This window comes from Achromobacter sp. E1 (assembly GCF_037039475.1).
GTDB classification, from domain to species: domain Bacteria; phylum Pseudomonadota; class Gammaproteobacteria; order Burkholderiales; family Burkholderiaceae_B; genus Achromobacter; species Achromobacter mucicolens.
This window is the reverse complement of the sequence record NZ_CP146253.1, coordinates 923,622-950,620: the sequence shown is the minus strand read 5'-3', so window position 1 is coordinate 950,620 and position 26,999 is coordinate 923,622. Positions and strand designations below refer to the sequence as shown.

At 67.1% G+C, this 26,999-nt stretch carries 25 protein-coding genes; 14 read left to right on the top strand and 11 right to left on the bottom strand.

Going from position 1 to position 26,999, the window contains the following annotated elements:
• Positions 1–12: 12 nt before the first annotated feature.
• The 3 genes from V6V88_RS04345 to V6V88_RS04335 are packed head-to-tail and all read right to left on the bottom strand — an operon-like array spanning position 13 to position 2,863.
• The gene (locus tag V6V88_RS04345; protein ID WP_338618070.1) at positions 13–846 is read right to left on the bottom strand and encodes a CoA ester lyase; all 834 of its coding nucleotides are present in this window, start codon (positions 844–846) and stop codon (positions 13–15) included.
• A complete protein-coding gene (locus tag V6V88_RS04340; RefSeq protein WP_338618066.1) occupies positions 843–2,036 on the bottom strand; it encodes a CaiB/BaiF CoA-transferase family protein in 1,194 nt (397 codons plus the stop codon). The genes V6V88_RS04345 and V6V88_RS04340 overlap by 4 nt, the downstream gene beginning before the upstream one ends.
• Positions 2,033–2,863, bottom strand: a complete 831-nt coding sequence (locus V6V88_RS04335; RefSeq protein WP_152383509.1) for a MaoC family dehydratase N-terminal domain-containing protein — start codon at positions 2,861–2,863, stop codon at positions 2,033–2,035. Before V6V88_RS04335 ends, V6V88_RS04340 begins: the two co-directional genes overlap by 4 nt.
• 188 nt (positions 2,864–3,051) lie before the next feature.
• Between V6V88_RS04335 and V6V88_RS04330 the strand changes: the two genes are divergently transcribed.
• On the top strand, positions 3,052–3,945 hold the full coding sequence (locus V6V88_RS04330; RefSeq protein WP_056320969.1) for a LysR family transcriptional regulator: 894 nt from the start codon (positions 3,052–3,054) through the stop codon (positions 3,943–3,945).
• A gap of 60 nt (positions 3,946–4,005) precedes the next feature.
• Here V6V88_RS04330 and paaG read toward each other — a convergent pair whose 3' ends face one another.
• Genes paaG through V6V88_RS04315 form a run of 3 tightly spaced genes read right to left on the bottom strand, consistent with a single transcriptional unit; the run spans position 4,006 to position 7,145 of the window.
• Entirely contained in the window at positions 4,006–4,812 is an 807-nt protein-coding gene (gene paaG, locus V6V88_RS04325; RefSeq protein WP_217618774.1) for a 2-(1,2-epoxy-1,2-dihydrophenyl)acetyl-CoA isomerase PaaG, read from the bottom strand.
• Positions 4,809–5,921 (bottom strand): acyl-CoA dehydrogenase, encoded by a 1,113-nt coding sequence (locus V6V88_RS04320; RefSeq protein ID WP_338618059.1) that lies wholly within the window; start codon positions 5,919–5,921, stop codon positions 4,809–4,811. The genes paaG and V6V88_RS04320 overlap by 4 nt, the downstream gene beginning before the upstream one ends.
• 33 nt (positions 5,922–5,954) lie before the next feature.
• A complete protein-coding gene (locus V6V88_RS04315; protein ID WP_338618058.1) occupies positions 5,955–7,145 on the bottom strand; it encodes an acyl-CoA dehydrogenase family protein in 1,191 nt (396 codons plus the stop codon).
• Positions 7,146–7,358: 213 nt separating this feature from the next.
• Between V6V88_RS04315 and V6V88_RS04310 the strand changes: the two genes are divergently transcribed.
• From V6V88_RS04310 to V6V88_RS04285, 6 genes are all read left to right on the top strand, one after another.
• The gene (locus tag V6V88_RS04310) at positions 7,359–7,763 is read left to right on the top strand and encodes a Zn-ribbon domain-containing OB-fold protein (RefSeq protein ID WP_338618056.1); all 405 of its coding nucleotides are present in this window, start codon (positions 7,359–7,361) and stop codon (positions 7,761–7,763) included.
• Positions 7,760–8,932 carry a thiolase gene (locus V6V88_RS04305; protein WP_338618053.1) on the top strand — a complete coding sequence of 391 codons (1,173 nt, stop codon included), beginning with the start codon at positions 7,760–7,762 and terminating at the stop codon, positions 8,930–8,932. Before V6V88_RS04310 ends, V6V88_RS04305 begins: the two co-directional genes overlap by 4 nt.
• Before the next feature lie 17 nt (positions 8,933–8,949).
• Positions 8,950–10,467, top strand: coding sequence for a class I adenylate-forming enzyme family protein (locus tag V6V88_RS04300; RefSeq protein WP_338618051.1), 1,518 nt, complete (start codon positions 8,950–8,952; stop codon positions 10,465–10,467).
• A gap of 56 nt (positions 10,468–10,523) precedes the next feature.
• A complete protein-coding gene (locus V6V88_RS04295) occupies positions 10,524–11,498 on the top strand; it encodes a tripartite tricarboxylate transporter substrate binding protein (RefSeq protein ID WP_338618049.1) in 975 nt (324 codons plus the stop codon).
• Between the two features lie 19 nt (positions 11,499–11,517).
• Entirely contained in the window at positions 11,518–12,483 is a 966-nt protein-coding gene (locus V6V88_RS04290; protein WP_338618047.1) for a nitronate monooxygenase family protein, read from the top strand.
• Between the two features lie 620 nt (positions 12,484–13,103).
• Positions 13,104–13,739: a lysozyme inhibitor LprI family protein gene (locus V6V88_RS04285; RefSeq protein WP_338618044.1), complete on the top strand. Its 636-nt coding sequence runs from the start codon at positions 13,104–13,106 to the stop codon at positions 13,737–13,739.
• 57 nt (positions 13,740–13,796) lie between these two features.
• On the opposite strand, the gene V6V88_RS04280 is transcribed toward V6V88_RS04285, so the two are convergent.
• Together V6V88_RS04280 and V6V88_RS04275 are read right to left on the bottom strand one after the other, a co-directional pair.
• Positions 13,797–14,780, bottom strand: a complete 984-nt coding sequence (locus tag V6V88_RS04280; protein WP_056320948.1) for a tripartite tricarboxylate transporter substrate binding protein — start codon at positions 14,778–14,780, stop codon at positions 13,797–13,799.
• A 295-nt stretch (positions 14,781–15,075) separates the two neighbouring features.
• Positions 15,076–15,975 carry a LysR substrate-binding domain-containing protein gene (locus V6V88_RS04275; protein WP_056320945.1) on the bottom strand — a complete coding sequence of 300 codons (900 nt, stop codon included), beginning with the start codon at positions 15,973–15,975 and terminating at the stop codon, positions 15,076–15,078.
• A gap of 152 nt (positions 15,976–16,127) precedes the next feature.
• Between V6V88_RS04275 and V6V88_RS04270 the strand changes: the two genes are divergently transcribed.
• From V6V88_RS04270 to V6V88_RS04260, 3 genes are read left to right on the top strand one after another with little or no spacing between them, the layout of a single operon-like run.
• The gene (locus V6V88_RS04270) at positions 16,128–17,042 is read left to right on the top strand and encodes an SDR family NAD(P)-dependent oxidoreductase (RefSeq protein WP_338618040.1); all 915 of its coding nucleotides are present in this window, start codon (positions 16,128–16,130) and stop codon (positions 17,040–17,042) included.
• A gap of 9 nt (positions 17,043–17,051) precedes the next feature.
• The gene (locus V6V88_RS04265) at positions 17,052–17,912 is read left to right on the top strand and encodes a MaoC/PaaZ C-terminal domain-containing protein (protein ID WP_056320941.1); all 861 of its coding nucleotides are present in this window, start codon (positions 17,052–17,054) and stop codon (positions 17,910–17,912) included.
• On the top strand, positions 17,909–19,138 hold the full coding sequence (locus V6V88_RS04260) for a CaiB/BaiF CoA-transferase family protein (protein ID WP_312541733.1): 1,230 nt from the start codon (positions 17,909–17,911) through the stop codon (positions 19,136–19,138). The genes V6V88_RS04265 and V6V88_RS04260 overlap by 4 nt, the downstream gene beginning before the upstream one ends.
• Positions 19,139–19,156: 18 nt before the next feature.
• On the opposite strand, the gene V6V88_RS04255 is transcribed toward V6V88_RS04260, so the two are convergent.
• The 3 genes from V6V88_RS04255 to V6V88_RS04245 all read right to left on the bottom strand — a co-directional run bounded on the left by V6V88_RS04255 (position 19,157) and on the right by V6V88_RS04245 (position 22,206).
• A complete protein-coding gene (locus V6V88_RS04255) occupies positions 19,157–19,603 on the bottom strand; it encodes a carboxymuconolactone decarboxylase family protein (protein WP_056320937.1) in 447 nt (148 codons plus the stop codon).
• Positions 19,604–19,755: 152 nt separating this feature from the next.
• A complete protein-coding gene (locus tag V6V88_RS04250) occupies positions 19,756–21,279 on the bottom strand; it encodes a fumarate hydratase (RefSeq protein ID WP_056320934.1) in 1,524 nt (507 codons plus the stop codon).
• 159 nt (positions 21,280–21,438) lie between these two features.
• A complete protein-coding gene (locus V6V88_RS04245; protein WP_056320931.1) occupies positions 21,439–22,206 on the bottom strand; it encodes a crotonase/enoyl-CoA hydratase family protein in 768 nt (255 codons plus the stop codon).
• A 337-nt stretch (positions 22,207–22,543) separates the two neighbouring features.
• Here V6V88_RS04245 and hisD point away from each other — a divergent pair, with 337 nt between their 5' ends.
• The 4 genes from hisD to V6V88_RS04225 all read left to right on the top strand — a co-directional run bounded on the left by hisD (position 22,544) and on the right by V6V88_RS04225 (position 26,992).
• The gene (gene hisD, locus V6V88_RS04240; RefSeq protein WP_338618031.1) at positions 22,544–23,806 is read left to right on the top strand and encodes a histidinol dehydrogenase; all 1,263 of its coding nucleotides are present in this window, start codon (positions 22,544–22,546) and stop codon (positions 23,804–23,806) included.
• Between the two features lie 45 nt (positions 23,807–23,851).
• Complete coding sequence (locus tag V6V88_RS04235; RefSeq protein WP_056320925.1) at positions 23,852–24,826, top strand: tripartite tricarboxylate transporter substrate binding protein; 975 nt, start codon at positions 23,852–23,854, stop codon at positions 24,824–24,826.
• Between the two features lie 38 nt (positions 24,827–24,864).
• Positions 24,865–26,373: a M81 family metallopeptidase gene (locus V6V88_RS04230; RefSeq protein WP_338618026.1), complete on the top strand. Its 1,509-nt coding sequence runs from the start codon at positions 24,865–24,867 to the stop codon at positions 26,371–26,373.
• Positions 26,374–26,443: 70 nt separating this feature from the next.
• A complete protein-coding gene (locus tag V6V88_RS04225) occupies positions 26,444–26,992 on the top strand; it encodes a cupin domain-containing protein (protein ID WP_056320920.1) in 549 nt (182 codons plus the stop codon).
• The last annotated feature ends 7 nt before the right edge of the window (positions 26,993–26,999 follow it).

Genomic DNA, 26,999 nt, shown 5'->3' with positions numbered 1-26,999 from the left:
CCGGCGCGAGAATCAGCCGCGCGCGGACTCGCCCGCCTGCGCCAGCACCAGACGCGCCCGTGCGATGACGGGCGCGTCGACCATCTTGCCATCCAGCATGAACGTGCCCGCGGCCGTGTCGCGGTGCGCGGCGACAACGCGCCGCGCCCAGTCCAGTTCCTGCTGCGCCGGCACGAACGCGGCGTGAATGACCGGAACCTGCGTGGGATGGATGCACAGCATCCCGCCGAACCCCATTTGCTGCGCGCGGCCCGCGGCGGCCGCCAGGCGGGCCTGATCCTGCACGCCCGGAAAAACGCCGTCCAGCGCAGGCGCCAGACCCGCCGCGCGCGTGTGGAGCAGCACCTGCACCCGCGCGTGGTCCAGCACCGTCTCGGCGCCCGGCGTGTCGGGCGTCAGGCCCAGATCCAGGCCGTAGTCCAGGCTGCCGAACGCCAGCCGCGCGACGCCAGGGGTAGCGGCGATCTCGGCGGCATTGAGAATGCCCTGCGCGGTTTCAAGGATGGGGATCACCGGACAGCCAGCCTGCGCCGCGTGCCGCACCTGCATCATGCTTTCGGCCTTGGGCAGCAAAATGCCCGCCACGCCGGCCTTGCCGCGGCAGGCCTTCAGATCGTCGTCGTGCCAGGAGGTGGAGGCGTCGTTGATGCGAACCCAGAGCCGGGCCTCGCGATGCATGCCCAGGAAATCGCACAGGGCTTCGCGGGCCGACGCCTTGGCCAGGTGTTCCACGGCGTCTTCCAGGTCCACGATGACGGCGTCCGCACCGGCGGCCAGCGCTTTGGGGATGCGCTCGGGCCGCGAGGCCGGCACAAACAGGGCGCTACGAACGACGGGATGTGTCACACGACCTCCGAGGCATGGAACTGCGCCACCTGATCCGGCGCGTATCCCAGAGATGCTAGCACCGCATCGGTGTTTTGGCCCACCGCAGGCACCGCGCCCATGCGCGGCGCGAACGCGTTGCTGCTGGCGGGCGGCAGCAGCGCCGGCAGCACGCCGGCCGGGCTGTCGACCTCGCTCCAGCGCTGGCGCGCCCGCAATTGCGGATGCGCCCACACGCCCGCCATGTCGTTGACGCGGGCATTGGCGATCTGCGCGTCTTCCAGGCGCTGCGTCACCTGCTCGATGGACAGGTCCGCGAACGCCGCCACGATGAGCGCGCGCAGGGCGTCGCGGTTGGCGGTACGCAGCGAGTTGGAAATGAAGCGCGGGTCTTCGGCCAGATCGGCCTGGCGCAGCACCTGAGCGCAGAAGACGCGCCATTCGCGTTCGTTTTGCAGGCCCAGCATGATGGTCGACCCGCCGCCCACCGGGAACGGCCCGTACGGATAGATGGACGCATGGGCCGCGCCCGCGCGCACGGGCGGCGCCGCGCCATCGAAGGCGTAGTACATGGGAAAGCCCATCCACTCGACCATGCTTTCGAGCATGGAGACGTCCAGGCGGCTGCCCACGCCAGTGCGCTGGCGCAGCAGCAGCGCGTTCAGGATGGCCGAATACGCGTACATGCCGGCAGCGATGTCCGCGATGGAACACCCCGCCTTGACCGGATCGTCCTTCGTGCCGGTGACCGAGAGGAAGCCGCTTTCGCTCTGGATTAGCAGGTCGTAGGCCTTCTTGTCCTGGTAGGGGCCGCCCTCGCCGTAGCCCGAGATGTCGCAGACGATCAGGCGCGGATGCTTCGCGTGCAGCGCCTCGAAGGACAGTCCCAGACGCGCGGCGGCGCCGGGCGCCAGGTTCTGCACCAGCACATCCGCCGATTCCAGCAGGCGGTCCATGATCCCGGCCGCTTCGTCGCGCTTCAGGTCCAGCGTCAGGCTCTCCTTGGAGCGGTTGGTCCAGACGAAGTGCGAGGACAGCCCGCGCACGCGCTCGTCGTAGCCGCGGGCGAAGTCGCCGGTGCCCGGACGTTCGATCTTGATGACGCGCGCGCCCATGTCCGCCAACTGGCGGGTGCAGAAAGGCGCGGCGATGGCGTGTTCCAGGCTGACGACGGTGATGCCGTCCAGTGGGCGGGAGGCCTGCATGTTCATTCGGTGAACCTCAATTCGGCTTGGTGGGCGAGCGTGCCGTCCTGCTCGGCCCAGAGCTGGGCGACGCCCGGCTCGGACAGGCGGCCGGCAACCTGGAAAGGCGCGGGGGAAATCAGCGGGCGCAAGCCGCGGTAGGCCAGGTGCGTGAGACGGGCCTTGGGATGGGCGCGGACAAACGCGGCAACCATCTCGGTGGCGATGAGCGGACCGTGCACGACGAGGCCGGGATAGCCTTCGACGCCGGTGACGTAGGGGTGGTCGTAATGGATGCGGTGGCCATTGAACGTGACCGCCGAATAGCGAAACAGCAGTACGGAAGTGGGATTGACCGTGTCGCGCCATTCGGCCTGCGGCGCGGGTTCGCTGCCCGTCAGCTTGGGCGGCGAGGGCTGGCGGTACACGATGTCCTGCTCTTCCAGAATCGCAACCTCGCCAGACTGGCGGTATTCGTGGCGAACGGTCACGAACAGCAAGGCCCCGGTGCGGCCCGCCTTCTCCTTGACCTCGGCCACGGTGGAGACGCGCTCGGCGGGCACGCCGACCTTTAGCGGCTGGCGGAATTCCACCCGGCCGCCGGCCCACATGCGGTTGCGGTCCTGCGCGGGCGGCAGGAACCCGCCGCGCGAGGGATGCCCATCCGTCCCCAATCCATCCATGCCGACCGTGGCAATGAAGAACGCCCATTGCCACAGCGGCGGCAGGTCGTCTCCCTGGGCCGGCACCGGTCCGCCCAAGGTGGCGGCGATACGCGCGGCGTGGCCGGGATCCATGGCGTCCGCCTTGCGCTCGCCGCTGCCGATCCATGCGGCCGGATCTGTAGATGTCATGCCGAGCTCCTCTGGTGGTGTTTTTACAGACTGAAGCATGCCCGCAAGCCGTCTGGGCTGTGAATTCGTTTTTCCTCAAGGCGGGGTTTGCTGCGCCTGAATCGGCCATCCACGCCCTGGCTAGCCGTCGCAAATCGATCCCTATCCCGAATGGCCGCCCCCCGGCGCCACGCCGTAATATATGGACCATGCACTTCGACCTTGCCGACCTCCGACTGTTCATCCACATCGCCGAATCCCCCAGCCTGACGCAGGCGGCCAAGCGGGCGCATCTGTCCCTGGCCGCGGTCAGCGTGCGGATCAAGGCGCTGGAAAACCAGCTCAATTCCCGCCTGCTCTACCGCGACAGCCGCGGTGTCGAGATCACGCCCGCCGGGCAGAAACTCTTGCAGCATGCGCGCGTCATCATGCGGCAGGTGGACCACCTGAAGCACGATTTCCAGGAACAATCCGACGGCGACGCGGGCCACATCCGCATCTTCGCCAACACCACCGCCGTCACCGAATTCATGCCGGACATCCTGGCGCAATTCCTGTCGGGTCACCCCGGCGTCACGGTGGACCTGCAGGAACGCCTGACCCGCGACATCGTGCGCGGCGTGCTCGACGGCACCACCGACCTGGGCATCGTCGCGGGCCCGGTGGATGCGCCGGAATTGCAGACCATCCACTTCAGCACCGACCGCCTCGTGCTGGTCGTGCCCAACGGCCATCCGCTGCAGGATCAGGACAAGGTCAAACTGGCGGACGCCGTGCGCTACCCGTTCATCACCATGCACGAAGGCTCCACGCTGGTGGCCTTTCTGCGCGACCAGCTCGAACGCATCGGCCAGCGCCTGCCGCAGCGCATCCAGCTCTACAGCTTCGACTCGATCTGCCGCATGGTGCAGGCGGGCGTGGGCATCGGCGTCATTCCCGACTCGGCCGCGCGCCGTTACGGGTCGGAGACCAAGCTGCAAGTCGTCGAACTGGACGAACCTTGGGTGGTGCGCGAGCGCAAGCTGCTGGTGCGCGACATCGACGCCCTGCCCGGCTGCGCGCGCGAACTCATCGATCAGATCCAGACGCCGCGACAAGCCTGAATCCAGCGCGACTGCTTTTCCGGGGCGCGTTTTTTCCGAGGCGCCTTTTTTCGCGGCGCCTCATTTGCCCATGAACGCCGGCGGCCGCTTTTCCGCGAACGCGCGCATGCCTTCGAGGTAGTCGTCGGTGTACCCCAGTTCGCGCTGCAGCCCGCATTCCAGATCGAACTGCTGCGCCAGCGTGTTGCCGCTGGACGCCTGCAGCGCCGCCTTGGTGGCCGCGTAGGCGCGCGTGGGGCCGGCGGCCAGCGTGTCCGTCACCTGCCCGATCGTGTCCGCCAGCGCCGCGTCCGGCACGACGCGCCAGATCAGTCCCCAGGATTCCGCCTGCGCCGCCGACACCGGTTCGCCGAAGAGCGCGGCCCCCATCGCGCGCGCCGATCCCACAAGGCGCGGCAGGAACCACGTTCCGCCCGCGTCGGGCAAGAGGCCGATCTTGCTGAACGCCTGCACGAAGCGCGCCGATTCCACCGCAAACACCACGTCGCAGGCCAGCACCAGGCTTGCGCCCGCGCCGGCCGCCACGCCGTTCATGACGCACACCACCGGCACGGGCAAGGCGCGCAGGCGGTTGATGAGCGGCCGGTAGCACTTGTCCAGCATGACGCTCAGGTCCCGGCGCGAGCCGTCCTCGGCGGGCTTGCGTTCACCCAGATCCTGCCCGGCGCAGAACCCGCGGCCGGCCCCGGTGATCACGAGCCCGCGCAGGCCCGCGTGCCCTTCCAGCAGGTCCAGCGCGCGCGACAGCTCGCCGTGCATCACCTCGGTGAAGCTGTTCATGCGCTCGGGCCGGTTCAGCGTGATGACGCCAACGCCGCGATCCAGCGTGAACAGGATCTGCGTGAAGGCCGGTGCGTGCGCGCTCATGCCAATTCCTCCAGTACGGCCAGTTGCTCGGCGGTATCGCCCATCAGTTGATCGACCACGGTCAGCCGCTTGAAGTAGTCGCCCACCTCCAGTTCGTCCGTCATGCCCATGCCACCGTGCAACTGCACGGCCAGCTGCGCGACCAGGCGCCCGGCGCGGGCGGCCTCGAGCTTGGCCGATGCGATCATGCGGCGCCGCTGCGCCGCGTCGGATTCCGTCAGCGCCGCGACGGCCACATAGGCCATCGACAGCGCAAGCTCCTTGGCCACCAGCATTTCGGCCAGCCGGTGCTGCAAGGCCTGAAACGACGCCAGCGGCTGGCCGAACTGCTTGCGGGTCTTCAGGTAATCGACCGTGATTTCCAGCAGGCGCTCCATCGCCCCTGCCGCGTGCGCGCACAGCGCGGCGGTGCCCCACTGCAAGGCCTGCGCCAGCGCGTGGTCGGCCGCCTCGCCTTCTGCCAGCAACGCCTGCGCGGGCACGGGCACCGCGTCCAGGTCCAGCCGCGCGCAGCGCGCGCCGTCCAGCGTGGGCGTGTCCGTCACGCGCACGCCGGCGGCATCGGCAGGCACCGCCAGCAGGACCGTCTGGCCGTCCTCGTCCTTTGCACTGACGAACCACGCATCGGCGGCCGCGCCGTGCCACACCAGATGCTTGGCCCCGTCCAGCCGCCAGCCTTCAGGGGTGCGGGCAGCGCGGCAGTCCTGCGGGCCGGCGGCGTAACGGCGGCCGGGCTCCTGCCACGCCACGCTGACGATGGCCTCGCCCGACGCAATGGCCGGCAGCCAGCGCCCGCGCGCCGTCTCGCCGCAGGCGTCGGCCAGCGCCGCGCCCATCACCGCGCTCGGAATGACCGGCTCGGACACGAGCCCCCGCCCCAGCTCGACGTGCACCGGCAGCAGGCTGGCGGGCACTTCGCCGAAGCCGCCGTGATCTTGAGAGATGTTCAGGCCCAGCACGCCCAGTTCGGCCAGCGCCTGCCACGTCTGCCGGTCCAGCTTGCCCGCGGCCTGCCGGGCCCGCCGCTGCGGAAAGGTCCATGCCTGGTCCACCAGGCGGCGCAGGCTGTCGGCCAGCATGCGCTGTTCTTCGGTGTAGATGAAATCCATGCGTCGTGTTCCTGTCGAGGTTGCGCGGCGGGCCTACACGCCCAGCACCAGGCGGGCGATGATGCCCTTCTGCACTTCGGTCGTGCCGCCGTAGATCGAGGTCTTGCGCATATCCGCGTAACCGGCGCCCGCGGCCGCGGCCATCTCCGGACCCGGGCCATGAAACGCATTGCCGGCCTCCATCCAGTCCGGGTCGTACGGCCACGCGTCCGGCCCCGCGACCTCCATCTGCAACATGGCCAGGTCCTGCTGGATCTCCGAGCCGCGGATCTTAAGCACCGAGGCCTCCGGGCCCGGCGTGCCGTCATTGCTGGCGGCCACGCGCAGCAGCAGCATCTCCAGCGCCATGATGTCGACTTCGATGCGCGAGATGCGGTCGCGCATGCGGCTGTCCTGCAAGAGCGGCTTGCCGCGCGTTTGCGCGCGCGCCGCCATATCCTTCAGGATGCCCAGTTCGCGGTGGCAGTGGCCCAGGCCCGCGATGCCCGTGCGCTCGTGGCCCAGCAGGTACTTGGCGTAGGTCCAGCCCTGGTTTTCCTCGCCGACCAGATTGGCGGCCGGCACGCGCACGTTTTCCAGCCAGACCTCGTTGACGTCGTGACCGCCGTCCAGCGTGCGAATCGGCCGCACCGTGACGCCCGGCGAATGCATGTCGATAAGCAGCATGGAGATGCCGCGTTGCGCCCGCGCCTCGGGGTCGGTGCGCACCAGGCAGAACATCCAGTCGGCGTATTGGGCAAGCGTGGTCCAGGTCTTCTGGCCATTGACGACGTATTCGTCGCCGTCGCGCACGGCGCGCGTCTTGAGCGACGCCAGGTCCGACCCCGACCCGGGCTCGGAATAGCCCTGGCACCACCAGTCCTCTACGCGGATCATGCGGGGCAAGAAGCGGGCCTGCTGCTGCGCGCTGCCGTATTTCATCAGCACGGGACCAATCATCGACAGGCCGAACGGCAGCAGCCGTGGCGCTCCCGCCTTGAAGCATTCCACTTCGAAAATCAGGCGCTGCAAGGCGTTCCAGCCCGTGCCGCCGTGTTCGACCGGCCAGTTCGGCGCGCCCCAGCCCTGGTCGGCCAGGACGTTGTGCCAGCGCACGTAGTCGTCGCGCTCCAGCCGCTGGTGCCGCAGCACCTTGGCGCGGATGTCCTCGGGCAGTTTGTCGGCGGCGAAGGCGCACACGCGCTCGCGGAATTGGCGCTCTTGCGGCGTCCAGGTCAGGTTCATGGTCCACCTCCTTTACCCGGTATCTAGCCACGGCGCGCACGGCCGGACAATCTGCCTCTTCCGAAGACGGGCTTCGCGCTGCGTGTAGGGCGCGCCGCCCACTACGGATTGGCAAAAGTCCTGCTTCAGCAATGAAGAATGGCCGAAGCGGGTGGCAGTGCGGACACTAGGGCCTGTTCCGTTTCACCCGATCCACTGGAATCCCATCGCACCATGACTGCTCCCGATCAGACGGATGGCGTGTCGCAAGGCGTCGAGGCGCAGTACCGCCAGGCGCTCGACGACGGCCGCTTCCTCATCCAGCATTGCGCCGGCTGCGACCGCGCCGTGTTCTATCCCCGCATGATCTGCCCGCACTGCGGCGCGGACAAACTTGACTGGGTCACGCCCGACGGACGCGGCACCGTCTATTCCACCACCGTCGTGCGGCGCAAGCCCGACGCGGGCGGCGACTACAACGTGGCGCTGATCGACCTGCAGGAAGGCGTGAGGCTCATGAGCCGCGTCGACGGCGTGGCGCCGGACGCGGTCCGCATCGGCATGGGCGTGCGCGCGCAAGTGATACAGCAGGACGGGCGCGGACTGGTGGTTTTCGTGCCCAGCAAGGAGGCGCCATGACGCTGAACGAATTGCGCGGCGCCGTCGCGGTGGCCGGGGTAGGCCACGCGGGGCTGGGACAGGCCGCAGGCTTTACCGAAATGGAAATCCTGGTCCAGGCGGCGCAGCGCGCCGTCGCGGACGCGAGCCTGACGATGCGCGACATCGACGGCCTGTGCACCGCCAGCGTCGCGGCCCCGATGTGGGCCATGCCGGTGATCGAACACCTGGGCATCCGCCCCACGTTCATCGACAGCACCATGCTGGGCGGGTCCAGCTTCGTGGCGCACCTGATGCCGGCGCTGCATGCGCTGGCCTCGGGCCAATGCAACGCGGTGCTGGTCTGCTACGGCAGCACGCAGCGCACGTCCACGCTGAGCCGCGCCGAGATCGGACGCGTGCGCAAGCAGTTCGACCCGCAACCGTATGAAACGCCCTACGATCCGCTCAGTCCGCTGTCCTCGTATGCGCTGGCGGCGGCGCGGCACATGCATCAGTACGGCACCCGGCGCGAAGACCTGGCGCGCGTGGCGCTGGCGGCCAACCAGTGGGCGCAGTTGAACCCCGAAGCGCAATTGCGCGAACCGGCGACGCTGGATCAGATCCTGTCCGCGCGCATGGTGTCCGATCCGCTGAGCGTGCGCGACTGCTGCCTGGTCACTGACGGGGCCGGCGCCTACGTGCTGGTGCGCGCCGACCGTGCGCGCGACCTGCCGCGCCCGCCCGTGTACGTGCTGGGCAACGCGACGGCGGTGTGGAACCGGCAGATTTCCTCCATGGAAGACCTGACCGTCACGGCCGCCGCCGAATCCGGACGCCGCGCCTACGCGATGGCGGGCGTCGCGCCGCGCGACATCGACGTCGTGGAACTCTACGACGCCTTCACCATCAACACGTTGCTGTTCCTGGAAGACCTGGGCTTTTGCGCCAAGGGGGAAAGCCGCGACTTCATCGCGGACGGGGCCATCGCGCCCGGCGGCAGGCTGCCCGTCAACACCAATGGCGGCGGCCTGTGCTGCGTGCATCCGGGCATGTACGGCGTCTTCATCATGATCGAGGCGGTGCGCCAGCTTCGCGGGGAATGCGGCGAACGGCAGGTCGCGGATGCGCAGCTTGCGCTGGTGCATGGCAATGGCGGTACGCTGTCCAGCCAATCGACCGCCATCCTGGGCACCCAGGCAACCCTTTGATCCCCACGTATCAACCCATGTCTCACGCTGAATCGATCACCCGCATCCACGACGTCCTGGCGCTGCAGGCGCGCCGGCAGCCCGACGCCATCTGTCTGTACGAGGAAGGCGGCGGCACGCTGACCTATGGGCAGTTGTGGCAGCGGGTGCAGGATACGGCCGGCTGGCTGCGCGGCCAAGGCGTGCAGCCCGGCCATCGCGTGATGATGGTGGGCGAGAACTGCACGGCGATGATCGCCACGCTGTTTGGCTGCGGCGTGGCAGGCGCGTGGCCGGTGGGCGTGAATGCGCGCCTGTCGGCGCGCGAGGTCGAGAACATCCGCCACCATGCGCAGCCCGAGCTGGTGCTGTTCACCAGCGGCGTGTCGGCGGCGGCTGCCGCGCACGCCGCCGCGGCGGGCGCTTCCGATGCCGACGCTGCCGTCTGGGGGCCGGGCATCGCTGCCGCGCGCGCGGCCTCTCCCACCCAGGCCGAGACGGGCGATCTGGCCGGCGAGGTGGCCACGGTGATCTACACGTCCGGCACCACGGGCGCGCCCAAGGGCGTGATGGTGCCGCACCGGGGCCTGGTGCATTTCGCGCGGGTGTCGGCGGCTTCGCGGCGCCTGACGCCGCACGATATCGGCTATGCCGCGCTGCCCATGTCGCACATCTTCGGCATCGCAACCGTGCTGATGGCCACGCTGCATGCGGGCGCCAGCCTGGTGCTGCGCAGCCGCTTCGATCCGCAAGACGTGTTCAAGGCGCTGGCGCATCCCGGCGTCAGCATCCTGCAGGGCGTGCCGACGATGTTCAGCCGCCTGATGGCCGCTGCGCCGCCCCGCGCGGAACTGCGTGCGCCGGCCCTGCGCTACCTCTACACCGGCGGCGCCGCGCTCGACCCGACGCAAAAGCGCGACGCCGAACGCTACTTCGGCGTGCCGATGCACCACGGCTACGGCATCACCGAATATGCGGGTTCGATGTTCATCACCGACATCGACGCGCCGCGCGACGACTGCTCGGCGGGTCATGCGGTGGAAGGCGTCGAGCTGCGCATCGGCAGCCCGGATGTGTTCCCGGAGCCCGGCACGCGCGGCGACCTGCTGATCCGCGGCCCGGGCGTGATGCTGGGCTACTACCGCAATCCGGACCAGACCGCGCAGGCGCTGCTGCCGGGCGGCTGGCTCAATACGGGCGACATCGGCTATCTGGACGCGAGCGGCGCGCTGTTCATCGCGGGCCGGTCAAAGGACCTCATCATCCGCTCAGGGTTCAACGTCTACCCGATCGAGATCGAGTCGGTGATCAATGCGTTTCCCGGCGTGCGACTGTCCGCCGTGGTGGGCCGCGACACCGCCGATCACAACGAAGAAGTCATCGCGTTTGTCGAGCCCCTGCCCGGCGCGACGATCGACACGAACCTGCTGATGCTGCACCTGCGCGCCCAGCTTGCGCCGTACAAGCGGCCGGCACAGATCATTCCCATCGAGACGATTCCCACCACCGTCAGCGGCAAGATCCTGAAGCAGCCGCTGAAAGAAAGGCTGGCGTAGGCGCGGGCTGACGTTCCGCTCCACGACCGGCCACCCATGCACAAGGAGACAAGAGCGTGAACATCAAGACCCTTATTGCCGCGGCCGCCGCCGTGGCTGCGCTGGCCGGCGCCCAGACCGCGACGGCACAAACGTATCCGGACCGTCCCATCCGCCTGCTCGTGGGCTACGCGCCGGGCGGTCCGGTCGACACGACGGCCCGCGTCTTCGCCAAGTATCTGGGAGACAAGCTGGGGCAGGCGGTGGTGGTGGAGAACCGCGCGGGCGCCAGCGGCATGATCGCGTCCGACGCCACCGCCAAGGCGACGCCGGACGGCTACATGCTGGGCTTTGCCGCCAGCCCCACGCTGACGATGTCGCCGCTGGTCCAGCGCAGCACGCTGTTCGATCCGCGCAAGGATTTCTCGCTGATCGGCCTGGTGGTCGATTACGCGAACGTGCTGCTGATCGGCCCGCAGATTCCAGCCAAGACCGTGGGCGAACTGGTGACCTACGCGCGCGAGCATCCGGACGCGGTGTCGTTCGGGTCGGCGGGGATCGGCGCCTCGAATCACCTGTCGGCCGAGCTGCTCAAGAAGCAGACGCAGGCGTCGATGCTGCACGTGCCGTATCGCGGCAATTCGCCGGCGATGATGGACGTGGTGAGCGGCAAGGTGACGTTCATGTTCGACATCACGAGCACGGCCATTCCGTTCATCAAGAGCGGCAAGGCGCGGGCGCTGGCGGTGACGTCCAAGACGCGCAATCCCGAGTTGCCCGACGTGCCGACGATGATGGAGGCGGGCATGAAGGACTACGAGGTGGTGGGGTGGTATGCACTGGTCGGCCCCAAGAAGCTGCCCGATGCCGTCACCGCGCGTCTGACCCGCGCACTGGCCGAGGTGTCGAAAGATCCCGCCTTCCGCCAGGCAATGACCGAAGGCGGCTACTCGATCAACACGGGCGATTCCCAAGCCCTGCAGGCGCGTATCGACCGCGAGTACGCGTTGTGGTCGGACGTGATCCAGACCGCCAACATCCAGGCCAACTGACCTACCCCGGAGCAACACGATGAATCCCCCGTCCGCCCTGCGCGACCAGATCCGCCTGCCTGTGATCGGCGCCCCGATGTTTCTGGTCTCGGGGCCGCAACTGGTGGTCGCGCAGTGCGCGGCGGGAATCATCGGGACGTTCCCGTCGCTGAACGCGCGGCCGCAAGAGCAGTTGCACGCGTGGATCACGCGGATCGAGGACGGGCTGGCTGCGCGGCGGCGTGCTGCGCCGTCCGAGAAGGTGGCGCCGTACGGGGTGAATCTGATCGTGCATCCCAGCAATCCGCGCTGGCAGGGAGACCTTGCGATCTGCGCGGAACGCCGGGTGCCGCTGCTGATCACGTCGCTGCACGCGCCGGAGGCGGTGGTGAAGGTGGCGCATGCCTATGGCGGCATCGTCTTTCACGACGTGACGAATGTGCGGCATGCGAAGCGGGCGCTGGATGCAGGGGCCGATGGGCTGATCCTGGTTGCCGCGGGCGCGGGCGGACATGCGGGGCAGATCAATCCGATCGCGCTGGTGAACGAGATCCGGGCGTTTTACGACGGGCCATTGGCGCTGTCGGGGTGCATCAGTCACGGAAAGGACATTCTGGCTGCGCAGGTGCTGGGGTGCGATTTTGCGTACATGGGGACGCGGTTCATTGCGACGCAGGAGTCGTTGGCGGGAGATGCTTACCGGGAAATGGTGATGGCGGCGCAGGCGGCTGATGTGACCTACACGCCGTACTTCTCGGGGGTGCCGGCTAATTACTTGGCTGAGAGCATTTTGGCGGCGGGGTTGGATCCTGTTGTGCTGGCCAGCAATGGCGTGGCCCCGCCCGCGAACATGGACAAGAGCTCGCGGCCGAAGGCTTGGAAGGATGTCTGGAGTGCTGGGCAGGGCGTGGGGGCTGTGCAGGAGGTGTTGGCTGTGGCGGAGTTGGTGGCGCAGCTGGAGGGGGAGTATCTCGGGGCTATTGCTGCTGTGCCCGGAAAGGGTTGAGTTCTTTTGACGCCCGGCGCGGCGTCGGCCTGGGGCGCGCGGGGCTACGATTGCGGTCCGGAGCCTTCGCTCCGGACTGCCCCGTTGTCAACCTCGTCCGCCTTCGGCTCCCTTCGGTTTCCCTCGGGCGCATCTACACGCCCCGCGCGCCCCAGGCCGACGCCACGCCGGGCTCGGGTGGTTTGAACTTGGCGGTCGCTGGGGTGGGTGGGGTTCTTTAGATTCTTGCCTGCGTTTGCGCGGGTTTGGAGCTTCTTGCGGGGCCCGCGCCCGGTTGGCCGCGCGGGCGGCCTCCGGGCGCTTACGCGGTGTCTTGCGTCGGGGATGACGCTTCGCGCTTGCGGGGCCGGTTCGAGATCGGGTATCTGCTCGGATATCTGCCCGGTGTCTGACACCCTTGAGGCACTTCGTCGGCATCGCTCGGGTGTCTGACACCCTCGGGGCACAACGTATGCCCGACGGCAGTCTTCGCAGGGTGTCTGACACCTACTTCGCACCTACTCCCAGATGACACCGGTAAACTGCGCGGTCATGCGGCGCCGGTCGGCGGTCCGACTTGTACATCCTCTGGAGAGCTTCACACCATGATCCGTCTTCTGGTCCTTTCCGCTGCGCTGTCGATGGCCGGCAGCGCGGTGGCCGCACCATCGTTCAATTGCGCGAAGGCTTCCACGCCGGTTGAGAAATCCCTTTGCGGCAATTCCAGGCTTGGGGATCAGGATGCTGCGATTGCGCAGCAATACAAGGCTGTGCGCGATCAAATGGATCCAGAGTCGGCCAAGGCGTTGATGGCCGATCAGAAGTACTTTCTGAGCGTGCGCGACGCGGCCTATGCGGAGCCGTACGTGCAAAGCACACCGTTCGAGGCGCTTACCGACACCATGCGTTACCGGCTGGCATTCCTGAAGGCGATCAATCCCAAGCCGGCGGCGGGCTTTGTGGGCAAGTGGAAGAACATCGAAGGCGAAATCGAGATCACGCAGAATGCCCACGGCGAGCTGCTGGTGGCGGCCAATTCCGCGCGGCCCTATGACGGGCGCTGGGTGTGCGATCTGAGCGGCAAGGCGGTGGTGTCGGGCGACACGCTGACGGTGACCTATCAGGATGGGCCGCCCTGGACGTTGACGCTCAAGCGCCGCGGGGCGATGCTAGTAGCACGGGTGGCGCCGCCGCCGGGGGGCAAGGATGACGGTTTCGGGCCGCCGTTCTGCGGCATGAATGGCAACCTCCACGGCGACTGGTTCGCGGTGCGCTGATCGGCCTTTCTTGGGATGCGCGGGTGAGCCGCGATGTGCTCACACGCCGCGCACGGGTCATTCCAGTTTGATGTTCGCGGTCTTGATGAGGTCGCGCCACTTTGCGATTTCGTCGCGCACGAATTTGCCGAATGCTTCCGGCGATCCGGGCTTGGGCTCGGCGCCGGCCGCGATCATCGCCTTTGCCGTGCTGTCGTCGGACAGCACTTTCACCATGTCCGCATTGATGCGCTTGACGATGTCGGGTGGCGTGCCTTTGGGCGCCATGACGCCGCTCCAGGAGTAGGCCTCATAGCCCGGCAGGCCGGATTCGGCGATGGTGGGGATGTCGGGCACCATGCTGGATCGCGTGGGGTTGCCGACACCTAGCGCGCGGATCTTGCCGCCCTTCAGGTGGGGCACGGCGGAGGGCCCGTCTGCGAACATGACCTGGACTTGGCCGCCGAGCAGATCCTGCATGGCGGGCGCGCTGCCGCGGTATGGGACGTGCTGGATGCGCACGCCGGCCATGGCGTTGAAGAGTTCACCGGCCAGGTGCGTGCCGCCGCCGGTGCCGGACGAGCTGAAGGACAGCTTGCCGGGATTCTGCTTGGCGTAGGCGATGAGTTCGCCGACGGTGTTTACCGGCAGCGACGCGTTGACGACGAGAACGATGGGGAATACGGCGGCCATGCCGACCGGCACGAAGTCGGTGGTGATGTCGTAGCTGAGGTTGTTGCGCAGGCTGGGCAGCACGGCGTGGTGGATGGACGCGAAAAAGAAGTTGTAGCCGTCGGGCTCGGCCTTGGCGGCAAATTGCGCGCCGACGATGCCGCCGGCGCCGGACTTGTTGTCGACCACGGTGGGCACGGACCATAGTTGGCCGAGCGGCTGCGTCGTGAATCGTGCGGTGGTGTCCACCGGTCCCCCTGCGGGAAAGGGCACGATGAAGGTGACGGCGTGGCCCGGCCAGGTGGCGGCGCGGGCCCAGGAAGGAAGCATGGCGGCGGCGCATGCAGCGCCCAGCCCCGCGAGGACGCGGCGGCGGTCTTGATGGATCACGGCAGTCTCCTGAGTCTTGTTCTGGTCGCGGTCAGGCCTTCAGCACTGCCACCCGCCGCGTTTTTTTATTATTTGCCGAATGCCGGGATACGCCGCTACGTATTTGCAAAAGCCCCTCTTTCGCGCGGGCTGAAGCAGGCAGCGGATGTGCGCGTGCGCCCCCCGTGGCGCGGCGCTACGGCGCATGGGCTACGGCATATGGGTCAGGGCAAACCCCGATCTGAACAGGGCCGGCCGGCGCCGCGCCATTGTCCGCGCCCTGGGCGCGCAGCGTGTACTGTATGCGCCGGTTGCGTTATTGGCCGCGTGCGGCCCGCTGCACGTGGCCGATGAAGCACTCGGCGAAGCTGGGCAGGTCGCGGCCGCGTTGGCGGCACAAGAGGCGATCGCGCATCGCCCAGGCGTCATCCAGCTTGAGCACATGCAGCCCGTCGGGGCGGCTGTAGCGCGCCGCGCAGGCGCGCGGGACGACGGCGATGCCCGCGCCGGCCTCGACCATGCGGCACACGGCTTCGAAACTGCCCACGTGCACACGCTGGCAAATGCGCTTGCCCAGGCCGCTTGCGATGTCTTCAAGAAACGTCTGGATGGCGCTGTCCGGGTGGATGCCGACGAACTGGTAGGCATCGACCAGGTCGGCGAAGTGCGCGGTCTTCTGCGCGGCAAGCGGGTGGTCCAGCGACGTGACCACGGTGAGCTCGTCGCGAAAGAGCGGCGTGACGTCCAGGCCTTCGACGTCGATGTTGCCCGCCACGAGGCCCAGGTCCGCCGCGCCGGCGCGGATGGCGATGACGATGTCGCCGGAGATCTTTTCCTCTAGCTCGACGTCGACGTCGGGGTTCTCGGACAGGAACGTGGACAGCGCATCGGCCAGGAAGGAGTTGGTGGCGGTGGTGTTGGCCAAGAGGCGCAGGCGTCCCTTCAGGCCGCTGGCGTAGGGCTGCAGATCCGCATTCAGGCATTCAAGCTGGCGAAAGACGGCGTTGGCGTGCTTGAGCAGCACTTCGCCTGCCGGCGTCAGCGCCACGCCCGTGGCCATACGCACCAGCAGCCGGGCCTTGAATGCCTCTTCCATGTGCTTGACCCGCGCGCTTGCCGCCGGCAAGGACAGGAAAGTGCGTTCCGCAGCACGGGTCAGATTGAGTGTTTCGCCCACGTTCAGAAACAAACGCAGGTCCGTCAGATCATGTCTCATGTTCCACCACGCAGAAGGGGGGCATTTCTAATTTTGAATTCTTCGAATGCCGGGTCGAATCTACCATGAGGCCATGCCCATCAACCAGACGGGTTGATGCGGAACTGTTTTCCACAGACGGCGTGCGCGCCGCAGCACAGGAGTCAGAGGCAATGAGCGGCTTGGTATCCGGAAAGGTGGTGATCGTGACGGGCGCGGGCGGAGGAATCGGCCGCGGCGTTGCACTGGCGATGGCCGAGGCGGGCGCGAAGGTCGTGGTCAACGACATCGGCGTTTCGCTCACGGGCGAAGGCGGGGCGGACGGTCCCGCGCAGGCGGTCGTCAAGGAAATCGTGGACGCGGGCGGCGCGGCCGTGGCCAACACCGACAGCGTGGCGGCGTACGAGAGCGCAAGCCGCATCGTGCAGACGGCCATCGATGCATTCGGCCGTGTCGATGCCGTGATCAACAACGCGGGCAATCTGCGCGACCGGGTTTTCCACAAGATGAGCGAAGAAGAATGGCGCCAGGTGATCGATGTACACCTGAACGGCTCGTTCTACATGAGCCGCGCGGCAGCGCCTTATTTTCGCGAACAGGAATCCGGCGCCTTCGTGCACATGACCTCCACGTCTGGATTGATCGGCAATTTCGGCCAGGCCAACTACGCGGCGGCCAAGCTGGGCATCGTGGCGTTGTCCAAGTCGATTGCGCTGGACATGGCGCGCTACAACGTGCGCTCGAACTGCATCGCGCCGTTTGCCTGGAGCCGCATGACCAGTTCGATCCCCGCGGAAACGGACGAAGAGAAGGCGCGCGTCGAAAAGCTGAAGAAGATGGAAGCCGGCAAGGTGGCGCCCATGGCGGTGTTCCTGGCCAGCGACGCGGCCAGCGAGATCACGGCGCAGATCTTTGCCGTGCGCGCCAACGAAATCATGCTGATGAGCCAGCCGCGGCCCTTGCGCACGGTGCATCACGGCGAAGGCTGGACACCGGAGCGTATTGCCGAAATCGCGGCGCCCGCCATGCGCAAGCATTTCTACGCGTTGGAGCGTTCGCCCGACGTGATCGATTGGGATCCCATCTGAGGCCGCCACATGCCGTTGGACTATGCAACCGTGAAGGACTGGCGCTTTGACGACGTGCGCCAGCGCTACGACCAGAAGGACACGATGCTGTATGCGCTGGGCATCGGCCTGGGGCAGGACCCCGAAGACACCGGCCAGCTTCGTTATGTGTACGAGAAGGACCTGCGCACGTTTCCGACGATGAGCGTGATCCTGGGCTACCCGGGGTTCTGGGTCAGCGACCCGCGCTCGACGGTGGACTGGGTGAAGGTCGTGCATGGCGAGCAACGGCTGACGCTGCATGCGCCGCTGCCGGTGGCGGGCGTCGTCACGGGCAGGACGCGCAACACGCACGTCATCGACAAGGGCGCGGACAAGGGCGCCATCATTGTCAGCGAACGCACGCTGCACGACGAAGACGGCCAGTGCCTGGCAACCCTGCAATCCAGCACGTTCTGCCGCGGCGACGGCGGCTTTGGCGAGGGCGACGCCAGCCCGCAGGCCCTGCCCGCGGCGCCCGATGGCGACCCAGATTCGCGCTGCGAGCTGCGCATTCCGCCCAGCGCGGCGCTGCTGTACCGGCTGAACGCGGACCGCAATCCGCTGCACGCCGATCCCGACGTGGCGCGTCAGGCAGGTTATCCCCGGCCCATCCTGCATGGCCTGTGCTCGTATGGCGTGGCCGCGCACGCCCTCGTCAAGACGTACTGCGGCTACGACGCGGCGCGGCTCACCAGCCTGAACACGCGTTTTTCGGCGCCCGTCTATCCGGGCGAGACGCTGCAATGCGACATGTGGCGCATGCCGGACGGCCAGATCCGCTTCATCGCCCGCGCCAAAGAGCGCGGCATCGTGGTCATGAGCCACGGCACCGCGACGGTGCAATCATGACGCGCCCGCCTCCGCTTGACGGCATCCGCGTGCTGGACCTGTCGCGCATCCTGGCCGGCCCGTGGTGCACGCAGAACCTGGCCGACCTGGGCGCCGACGTCATCAAGATCGAACGCCCCCGCGTGGGTGACGACACCCGCGCGTGGGGCCCGCCCTACCTGAAGGACGGCAACGGCCAGGACACCAACGAATCGGCCTATTACCTCAGCGCCAACCGCAACAAGCGCTCGGTCGAAGCCGACATGGCCACGCCCGAGGGCGCGGCGCTGATCCGGGAACTGGCCGCTGTCAGCGACATCCTGGTCGAGAACTTCAAGGTGGGCGGTCTGGCCAAGTACGGGCTGGACTACGAAAGCCTGAAGCAGGTCAACCCGCGCCTCATCTATTGCTCGGTTACCGGCTTTGGGCAGGATGGACCGTTTGCGCAGCGCCCCGGCTACGACTTCATGATCCAGGGCATGGGCGGGCTGATGAGCATCACGGGCGAGCGCGACGACCTGCCCGGCGGCGGACCGCAGAAGGCGGGCGTGGCCGTCACCGACATCGTCACCGGCATGTACGCCACCGTGGCGGTGCTGGCGGCCCTGCAAGAGCGCCATCGCAGCGGCCAGGGCCAGCACCTGGACATCGCGCTGCTGGACAGCCACGTGGCCCTGCTGGCCAACCAGAACTCCAACTACTTCAACTCGGGCGTGGCGCCCACGCGCGCCGGCAACGCGCATCAGAACGTGGTGCCCTACCAGGTGTTTGCCGCCAGCGACGGCCACCTGATCGTGGCCACGGGCAACGAATCGCAGTACCGCGCCTACTGCCGCGCCATCGGCGTGCCCGAACTGGGCGACGATCCGCGCTTTGCCACCAACCGGCTGCGCGTCACGAACCGCGTGGAACTGATCGGGATCCTGACGGACATCATGCGAGAAGGCCGGCGCGACGACTGGATCGCCAAGCTGGAAGCGGTGGGTGTGCCCTGCGGGCCGATCAACGACATTGCGCAGGCCTTCGCCCATCCGCAGGCGCAGGCGCGGCAACTGCGGCGCGACATGCCGCATCCGGCCGGCGGCACGGCGCCCGTGACGGCCAGCCCGCTGCGGTTTTCGGATTCGCCGGTCGTCTACCGGCGCGCGCCGCCGATGCTGGGCGAACACACCGAGGAAGTGCTGCGCGACGTGCTGGGCAAGTCGGCGCAGGCGATTGCGGCGTTCAAGGGGAAAACGCAGGCGTGACGGCGCGTTGGAATCGCATCACGCCTTGGCGGCGACGGGCAGCCGAAACGGCGCGCCCAGCCGATTGAACGCATTCATTGCGGCAATCGTGATCGTGAGGTCTACCAGGTCCTTGGGCTCGAACGCGGCCGAGGCGGCGGCGTACGCTTCATCCGAGGCGTGGGTTTCGCTCACCCGCGTCACCTCTTCCGCCCAGGCAAGCGCCGCACGTTCCTGGTCGGAGAACAGATGCGGCACCTCGTCCCATACGGGCAATAGCGTGATCTTGTCGACCGACATGGTTTTGCGCAGGTCACGGCTGTGCATGTCGATGCAGTGCGCGCAGCCATTGATCTGCGACACGCGCAGAAAAACGAGATGAACGAGCTCTTGCGGCAGGTTCGTGCGTGTCGTGACGTAGTGGTGAACGCCAAAGAGCGCCTTCGCGCCTTCCGGTGCAATCTCTTGCCAGTTCATGCGGGTCATTTCAGTCCTTTGCCATCGAAAGTGAACCCCGCCACCTTACACGCCGGCGTATCGGTGAAACAGGTCCAAGAATCGGCAAATCGACTGATCCAAGATTGGCCCGGACCCCATAAAAAATTGGCCGCTGTTTCCAGCGGCCAATTCATCTTCACTTAGGCAACGGCAACCGGGATCTTGCCGATCTTGGCCTGCCACTCCTTGGGGCCGGTCGTGTGGACCGAGGTGCCCTGGGCGTCCACCGCCACGGTCACCGGCATGTCCTTCACGTCGAACTCATAGATGGCTTCCATGCCCAGGTCGGCAAAACCCAGCACCTTGGCGCCGCGGATCGCCTTGGACACCAGGTAAGCCGCGCCGCCAACGGCCATCAGGTAGGCCGAGCCGTGCTTCTTGATGGCTTCGATCGCGACCGGGCCGCGCTCGGACTTGCCGATCATCGAGATCAGGCCGGTCTTCTCCAGCATCATGTCCGTGAACTTGTCCATGCGCGTGGCGGTGGTGGGGCCGGCGGGGCCGACCACTTCGTCGCCCACCGGATCCACCGGGCCCACGTAGTAGATGACGCGGTTGGTGAAGTCCACGGGCAGCGGTTCGCCCTTGGCCAGCATGTCCTGGATGCGCTTGTGCGCGGCATCGCGGCCGGTCAGCATCTTGCCCGACAGCAGCAGCGTCTGGCCCGGCTTCCAGCTGGCGACTTCTTCCTTGGTCAGCGTGTTCAGGTCGACCTGCTTGGACTTGTTGTAGTCCGGCGCCCAGTGCACTTCGGGCCATTCGGACAGCGACGGCGGATCCAGGCGCGCGGGGCCCGAACCGTCCAGTTCGAAGTGCGCGTGGCGCGTGGCCGCGCAGTTCGGGATCATGGCGACGGGCTTGGAGGCCGCGTGCGTCGGGAAGGTGTTGATCTTGACGTCCAGCACGGTCGTCAGGCCGCCCAGGCCCTGCGCGCCAATGCCCAGCGCGTTGACCTTTTCGTAGAGCTCGATGCGCAGCTCTTCCAGCTTGTTCTGCGGGCCGCGGGCCAGCAGCTCGTACATGTCGATGTCTTCCATCAGCGACTGCTTGGCCATCAGCATCGCCTTTTCAGCGGTGCCGCCAACGCCGATGCCCAGCATGCCGGGCGGGCACCAGCCGGCGCCCATCGACGGAACGGTCTTGAGCACCCAATCCACCAGCGAATCGCTGGGATTGAGCATCGCGAACTTGGTCTTGTTCTCGGAACCGCCACCCTTCGAGGCGATCTGCACGTCGACCTTGTCGCCCTGGACAAGCTCGACGTGCAGGATACAGGGCGTGTTGTCGCGCGTGTTCTTGCGCGCGAACAGCGGATCGTCCAGCACGGAAGCGCGCAGGGGATTGTCCGGGTTCAGGTAGCCGCGGCGCACGCCTTCGTCACAAAGTTCCTGCAGGGTGCGCTTGGTGTCAAAGCGCACGCTCATGCCGATCTTCAGGAACACGTTGACGATGCCGGTGTCCTGGCACAGCGGACGCTTGCCTTCGGCGCACATGCGCGAGTTGGTCAGGATCTGCGCCATCGCATCGCGCGCGGCCGGGCTTTCCTCGCGCTCGTAGGCGCGCGCCAGGTGGCGGATGTAATCGACGGGATGGTAATAGCTGATGAACTGGATGCCATCGGCTATCGACTGGATCAAGTCTTCTTCTTTAATGATGACGGACATGGCGGTTTGCAGGTCTGGATGGAAAACGTGAAAACGCGGCGGACGTTGCTGCCCGCCGCGCGAGGTAAAGCGTTATTTTTGCCGTGCGCCCGCCTGAAGGCAAATGGGCTTGACGGGGACAGGCCCCGTCAACACGGCGTGCTGGCGCGACATCACTTCCTATTTGCCTTGCCACACGGGCTTGCGCTTCTCGGCAAAGGCGGTGGCGCCTTCCTTGGCGTCGGCCGACGTAAAGATGTGCGCGATCAGCGGACGCTGGCGGTCGAACATGTCTGCCTGGTCCCAGTCGCCGCCCTGCGCCACGATGCTCTTGGCGGTCTGCACGGCCAGCGGGCCGTTCTCGACGATGGCGCGGGCCAGTTCCAGCGCGCCGGCCAGGGCGCCGCCCGGCTCGGTCAGGCGGTTGACCAGGCCAAAGGCGTGCGCGCGCTCGGCGGTCAGCATCTCGCCGGTCAGGATCACTTCCATGGCGATGTGGTACGGCAGGCGGCGCGGCAGGCGCAACAGGCCGCCGGCGCCGGCCACCAGACCGCGCTTGACCTCGGGCAGCCCGAACTTGGCGTTGCTGGCGGCCACGATCAGGTCGGAAGCCAGCGCCATTTCGCAACCGCCAGCCAGGGCATAACCCTCGACTGCGGCGATCAGCGGCTTCTTGGGCGGACGCTCGTTCAGGCCGGCGAACCCGCGGCCTTCCACGTAGGGGCGCTGGCCCGACGCGGCAAACGCCTTCAGGTCCATGCCCGACGAAAACGTGCCGCCGCCACCCGTCAGGATGCCGATGCGAACGTCGTCACGGCTGTCCAGCTGGTCCAGCGCGGCGGCCATGGCCACGGCGGTTTCCAGGTTGATGGCGTTCTTGGCCTCGGGACGGTTGATCGTGATGATCTGGATGCCGTCAGTGACTTCCACCGTGATCAGGTCGGACATGGGACTGCTCCTTTTTCGCGAATTCTCGGAATCGGGTTCCGGGTTTTATATAAGACTCAAGACTCAACCTGGAATCATACGACCATTGGCCGGCGGGTGCTGGCGCAACCGGCCGATCACAATATTCACCAGCAGTGCGCGTTCCGTCCCCAGACCGCAACGCGCGCCAAGTCTGCGTCGCGTCGCATTGCCCGATGCGCCGGGAAGCCGATATCTGCGTCCGGGACAGCCCGTCCCGTTCAATATAGTGAACACACGCGTCCGGGCATGAAACAAGCGCCGGAGCGGCTTTTATAGTGGCCTTCACCCGCAACACTTAAGCCACAAAGAGCCCTTCATGCCCGCAACAACCGATCGAAACTACATCAAAGCACCCGCCGCCCGCGCCGAGGACGGCGCCAGCGCCATCGAGGACACCGTGCGCGAGATCATCGCGCAAGTCCGGGCCCGCGGCGACGCGGCGGTGCGCGAGTATTCGCAGAAATTTGACGGCATGGAGACGCCGGCGCTGGAAGTATCCATCGAGGCGCGCCTGCAGGCGGTTGCCGACCTGGACGAGCAGACCCGCAAGGACACGGAATTTGCCATCGATCGCGTCCGCGCCTTTGCCGAAGCGCAACTGGCAACGGTGCTGCCCTTGGAAATCGAGACGCTACCCGGCCTGCACCTGGGCCACCGGGTCATCCCGGTGCAACGCATCGGCGCGTACGTGCCCGGCGGCCGCTATCCGATTCTGTCGGCCCCCGTGATGACCATCGTGCCCGCCAAGGTCGCCGGATGCGATGAGGTCATTGCCTGCCTGCCGCCTGGCGCCCATCCTGCGATGATCGCGGGCTGCCACCTGTCCGGCGCCGACCGCATCTTCCTGGTCGGCGGAGCGCAGGCCATCGCCGCCATGGCGTGCGGCACGGAATCCATTCCTGCCGTGGACAAGATCGTCGGCCCCGGCAACGCCTACGTGAACGAGGCGAAACGCCAGGTGTTCGGCGAAGTCGGCATTGACCAACTCGCGGGGCCCAGCGAGATCTTCGTCGTCGCGGACGACAGCGGCGACGCGGACATGATTGCGACGGATCTGCTGGCACAAGCCGAGCATGATGTGCGCACGCGCGTCGGCCTGATCACCACCAGTGAGCGTCTGGCCCGGGAAACGCTGCGCGCCGTGGAACGCCAGCTCGAGGATCTGCCCACCGCCCCCGTGGCGGCCCGCGCGTGGACGGATTATGGAGAGATCGTGTTGTGCGACACCGAGGACGAGATGCTGGCGTACTCGGATTACGTCGCCGCCGAGCACCTGCAGGTCCACACCCGCGATCCGCACGCGACCGCCGGCCGGTTACGCAACTACGGATCGCTTTTCATCGGCACGCTGGCCAGCGTTGTGTACTCCGACAAATGCTGCGGCACCAACCATACCCTGCCCACGATGCGGGCAGGCCGTTACACCGGCGGCTTGTGGGTGGGATCGTTCCTGAAGATCTGCACGCACCAGTGGCTGGATGCGCGGGGCGTGGCCGCCGTCGCACCGCCGGCCGAGCGGCAGAGCCGCACCGAAGGCATGGAAGGCCACCGCCGCGCCGCTGCGCTACGCCTGGGCTGAAACAGTCCGGCAGCCATTCTAAAAATTGTCCACAAGGGGAAAACAATGAAGCTTGGCATCATCTTCAGTGCGCTGGCGATCGCCGGCGCAAGCCTGGCGGTACCTGCCCAGGCGCAGTCGTCCTATCCGTCGCGTCCCATCAAGTTGGTCGTGCCCTTTCCGCCCGGCGGCACGACCGACGTGCTGGCCAGAACCATCGCCGACCCGCTGGGCAAGCTGTTGAAACAGACGGTGGTCGTCGAAAACCGCAACGGTGCGGCAGGCCGCATCGGCAGCGAGTACGTCATCCGAGCCGATCCCGACGGCTACACCTTGGGCATTGCCACGGTCAGTTCGCACGCGGTCACGCCGGTCGTGTACGACAACATCTCGTATGACGTCACGCGCGACCTGGCACCCATCACCAAGCTCGCATCGGTGCCCAACGTCCTGACGATCGGCCCGAAGGTGCCTGCCTCGGACATGGCCTCCTTCGTGAAGCTGCTCAAGGACAAGCCGAACGTCTACACCTATGGGTCGGCGGGCGCCGGGTCCGAGGCCAACATGATGGGCGAGTTATTCAAACTCAGCACAGGCACTGAAATGATGCACGTGCCCTACCGCGGCTCCAGCCCCGCGCTGCAGGACGCATTGGGGGGCCAGATCGCCGCGGTATTCGACAACCTGCCGTCGTCGTTGCCCTTCATCCGCAGCGGTGACTTGAAAGCGTTGGCGGTTGCCTACCCGCAACGTCTGAATGCGCTCCCCGATGTGCCGACGTTTGCCGAGGTAGGACTACCCGATGTGAACGACGCTTCATGGTTCGGTCTGGTGGCGCCGCGCAATACGCCACCCGCCGTGGTGGAGCAGATCTACCAGGCAGTCGCCCAGGTTCTGGCCATGCCGGACGTGAAGGAAAAGCTGGCAGGCTTCTCGGCCGTGCCGGTGGGCAACCCGCCCGCAGAATTCGCCGAACAGCTCAAAGCCGAGATCGACAAGCAGCGCGCCACGGCGAAGCGCGCCAACATCAGCCTAAAGTAGATCCCGGGCGTGTTCCGCCCGCATCAGGAGACCGAGACATGCCTGCCAGCTACCGCGTCCTGGTGGCCCAGTTGTTCCAGGAGACGCACGGATTCACGCCTGTGAATACCCCGCTGTCCGCGTTCGAGATTGAACGCGGACGGACCATGTTGACCGCCAATGCCGACGCCGACTCGGTGCTGGGGGGCATCCTGCGCACCTTGAAGGCGCAGGAATGCGAGGCCGTGCCCACCCTCGCGGCGCGCGCCCGGCCAGGCGGCCGGGTCGACGATGGCGCGTACTCGCTGCTGCGCGAGGGCATTCTGGACGGCGCGCGCGCCGGCGACTTCGACGCCATCGCGCTGTGCCTGCACGGATGCATGCAGACTGTCGGGATGGATAGTGCCGAAGCCGACCTGCTGGAAGGCCTGCGCGCCATCGTCGGGCCCGCCATGCCGATCGTCGCGGGCTTCGATCTGCATGCCCACGCCGTGCCGGCGCTGCTGCGCCAACTGGATTTTGCCTCGGCCTACAAGACCAATCCGCACGCGGATGCCGCCGAGACCGGCGCGCGTGTGGCGAAACAGCTGCTGCATATGCTGGACACGGGTGAGCGGCCCGCGGGCGTCAGCGTCCTGGTGCCCATGCTGACGCGCGGCAACGACGAGACGTCGCATGGCCCCCTGGCCAAACTGCATGCCAAGGCGCAGGCCGCCGTGCAAGCGAACAAGGGTGTGCTGGACGTCTCCCTTTTCAACGTCAATCCCTTCATCGACGGCGAAGGCGTGGGGCAGACCGTCCTGGTTTACGCACGCACGGCGGACCATATGGCCGAGGCGCGCAAGCTGGCAGGGACGCTCGCTCGCGCACTGTGGGACGAACGCGCCGCCTTCGTGCACGACCTGCCAGACATCGATACGCTGCTGCGCGGTCATGCAGACGTTGGGCGCAGGCTCATCGTTGGCGATTTCGGGGACCGCGTGCTTGCCGGCGGCCCCGGCGACAGCCTGCATGTGATGGAGCGGGCGCTTGCGTTGACGCAGGGACGGATCGCCGCCATCGTGACGGACCCGGCCGCGCTCAGTGCCTGCAAAAGGGGCGGCGTCGGCGCCCACGTGCAGTTGCGGGCGGGCGGGCTGTACAGCGTGGACTGTCCGCCGATGCGGGTGTCGGGGCACGTCGCAGCCCTGGGCAGCGGCGTCTTCCGCAACCGCGGCGCGTTCATGCGCGGGGCCACGCTGCGCCTGGGCCCGTACGCCGTTCTGCGCAATGAGCGCTATGACCTGCTGATCACACAGGACGCTGTCATGTCGCAGGATCCTGGCTGTTACCTCGACGCCGGCATCAATCTCAACGACGTGGACCTGATCGTGGTCAAGTCCGGCTATCACTTCAAACTGGCCTTCGATGAATGGGGGGACTGCGCCTGCGCCGAGACGCCTGGCCTGACCGGCTACCATCCCGAACGCCTGCCGTTCGACAAGGCCAGGCCGCTCTACCCGCTCGACGCCCCTGCATACCGTCCCCAAATAGTGGAATTGCGGGTTCCGCCAGCGGCGGCGGGTTGAGCCACCGCCCCGTGTATCCTGCAGACCACGTCGACCGCCGGCCCCCGCCCGGCTCGCAGGAGGAGACACGATGCCGAGAATTGGCGAAGACATCAGGGAATTACGCCGCCGCCGCGGTCTGGGCATCCGCGAGGTCGCCCAGCGCTCCGGCGTTTCGCACGCCTCGATTTCGCTGATCGAGCGCGACAAGATCAGCCCATCGCTCGACACCCTGGCTGCGGTGCTGGACGCCTTGGGCACGACCATCGTAGGGTTTTTCTCGAACAGCCGGCTGCTGGTGGCGGAATCGCCCTTCTACTCGCCGGAGGACCTGCCGGAAATCGGCAATCCCAACGCCATTTCCTACCGGATGATCGGCAGCCGCTTCTCCAACCGCGCCATGCTCATGATGCAGGAGCGCTACCAGCCGGGCGCCGACTCAGGCGAGCTCTTCAGCCATCCGGCCCAGGAAGCCGGTCTGGTGCTGTCCGGGGCGGTGGAAGTGACCGTCGGTGACAAGAACCGGGTGCTACAGGCTGGCGATTCGTACTACTTCGACAGCCGGGTCCCCCATCGATTTCGCAACGTTCACGACGGCCCCAGCGAAATCGTCAGCGCGGTCACGCCGCCGACCTACTAGGCCTCTT

What these genes read in the sequence shown, in the direction of transcription:
- V6V88_RS04260 (WP_312541733.1), top strand. Translation starts at nt 17,909, where the DNA reads ATGACGCGCCCGCCTCCGCTTGACGGCATCCGCGTGCTGGACCTGTCG.
- V6V88_RS04275 (WP_056320945.1), bottom strand. Translation starts at nt 15,975, where the DNA reads ATGAGACATGATCTGACGGACCTGCGTTTGTTTCTGAACGTGGGCGAA.
- V6V88_RS04330 (WP_056320969.1), top strand. Translation starts at nt 3,052, where the DNA reads ATGCACTTCGACCTTGCCGACCTCCGACTGTTCATCCACATCGCCGAA.
- V6V88_RS04230 (WP_338618026.1), top strand. Translation starts at nt 24,865, where the DNA reads ATGCCTGCCAGCTACCGCGTCCTGGTGGCCCAGTTGTTCCAGGAGACG.
- V6V88_RS04290 (WP_338618047.1), top strand. Translation starts at nt 11,518, where the DNA reads ATGAATCCCCCGTCCGCCCTGCGCGACCAGATCCGCCTGCCTGTGATC.
- V6V88_RS04335 (WP_152383509.1), bottom strand. Translation starts at nt 2,863, where the DNA reads ATGACATCTACAGATCCGGCCGCATGGATCGGCAGCGGCGAGCGCAAG.
- V6V88_RS04235 (WP_056320925.1), top strand. Translation starts at nt 23,852, where the DNA reads ATGAAGCTTGGCATCATCTTCAGTGCGCTGGCGATCGCCGGCGCAAGC.
- V6V88_RS04245 (WP_056320931.1), bottom strand. Translation starts at nt 22,206, where the DNA reads ATGTCCGACCTGATCACGGTGGAAGTCACTGACGGCATCCAGATCATC.
- V6V88_RS04315 (WP_338618058.1), bottom strand. Translation starts at nt 7,145, where the DNA reads ATGAACCTGACCTGGACGCCGCAAGAGCGCCAATTCCGCGAGCGCGTG.
- V6V88_RS04265 (WP_056320941.1), top strand. Translation starts at nt 17,052, where the DNA reads ATGCCGTTGGACTATGCAACCGTGAAGGACTGGCGCTTTGACGACGTG.
- V6V88_RS04225 (WP_056320920.1), top strand. Translation starts at nt 26,444, where the DNA reads ATGCCGAGAATTGGCGAAGACATCAGGGAATTACGCCGCCGCCGCGGT.
- hisD (WP_338618031.1), top strand. Translation starts at nt 22,544, where the DNA reads ATGCCCGCAACAACCGATCGAAACTACATCAAAGCACCCGCCGCCCGC.
- V6V88_RS04285 (WP_338618044.1), top strand. Translation starts at nt 13,104, where the DNA reads ATGGCCGGCAGCGCGGTGGCCGCACCATCGTTCAATTGCGCGAAGGCT.
- V6V88_RS04320 (WP_338618059.1), bottom strand. Translation starts at nt 5,921, where the DNA reads ATGGATTTCATCTACACCGAAGAACAGCGCATGCTGGCCGACAGCCTG.
- V6V88_RS04340 (WP_338618066.1), bottom strand. Translation starts at nt 2,036, where the DNA reads ATGAACATGCAGGCCTCCCGCCCACTGGACGGCATCACCGTCGTCAGC.
- V6V88_RS04305 (WP_338618053.1), top strand. Translation starts at nt 7,760, where the DNA reads ATGACGCTGAACGAATTGCGCGGCGCCGTCGCGGTGGCCGGGGTAGGC.
- V6V88_RS04270 (WP_338618040.1), top strand. Translation starts at nt 16,128, where the DNA reads ATGAGCGGCTTGGTATCCGGAAAGGTGGTGATCGTGACGGGCGCGGGC.
- V6V88_RS04255 (WP_056320937.1), bottom strand. Translation starts at nt 19,603, where the DNA reads ATGACCCGCATGAACTGGCAAGAGATTGCACCGGAAGGCGCGAAGGCG.
- V6V88_RS04310 (WP_338618056.1), top strand. Translation starts at nt 7,359, where the DNA reads ATGACTGCTCCCGATCAGACGGATGGCGTGTCGCAAGGCGTCGAGGCG.
- paaG (WP_217618774.1), bottom strand. Translation starts at nt 4,812, where the DNA reads ATGAGCGCGCACGCACCGGCCTTCACGCAGATCCTGTTCACGCTGGAT.
- V6V88_RS04300 (WP_338618051.1), top strand. Translation starts at nt 8,950, where the DNA reads ATGTCTCACGCTGAATCGATCACCCGCATCCACGACGTCCTGGCGCTG.
- V6V88_RS04250 (WP_056320934.1), bottom strand. Translation starts at nt 21,279, where the DNA reads ATGTCCGTCATCATTAAAGAAGAAGACTTGATCCAGTCGATAGCCGAT.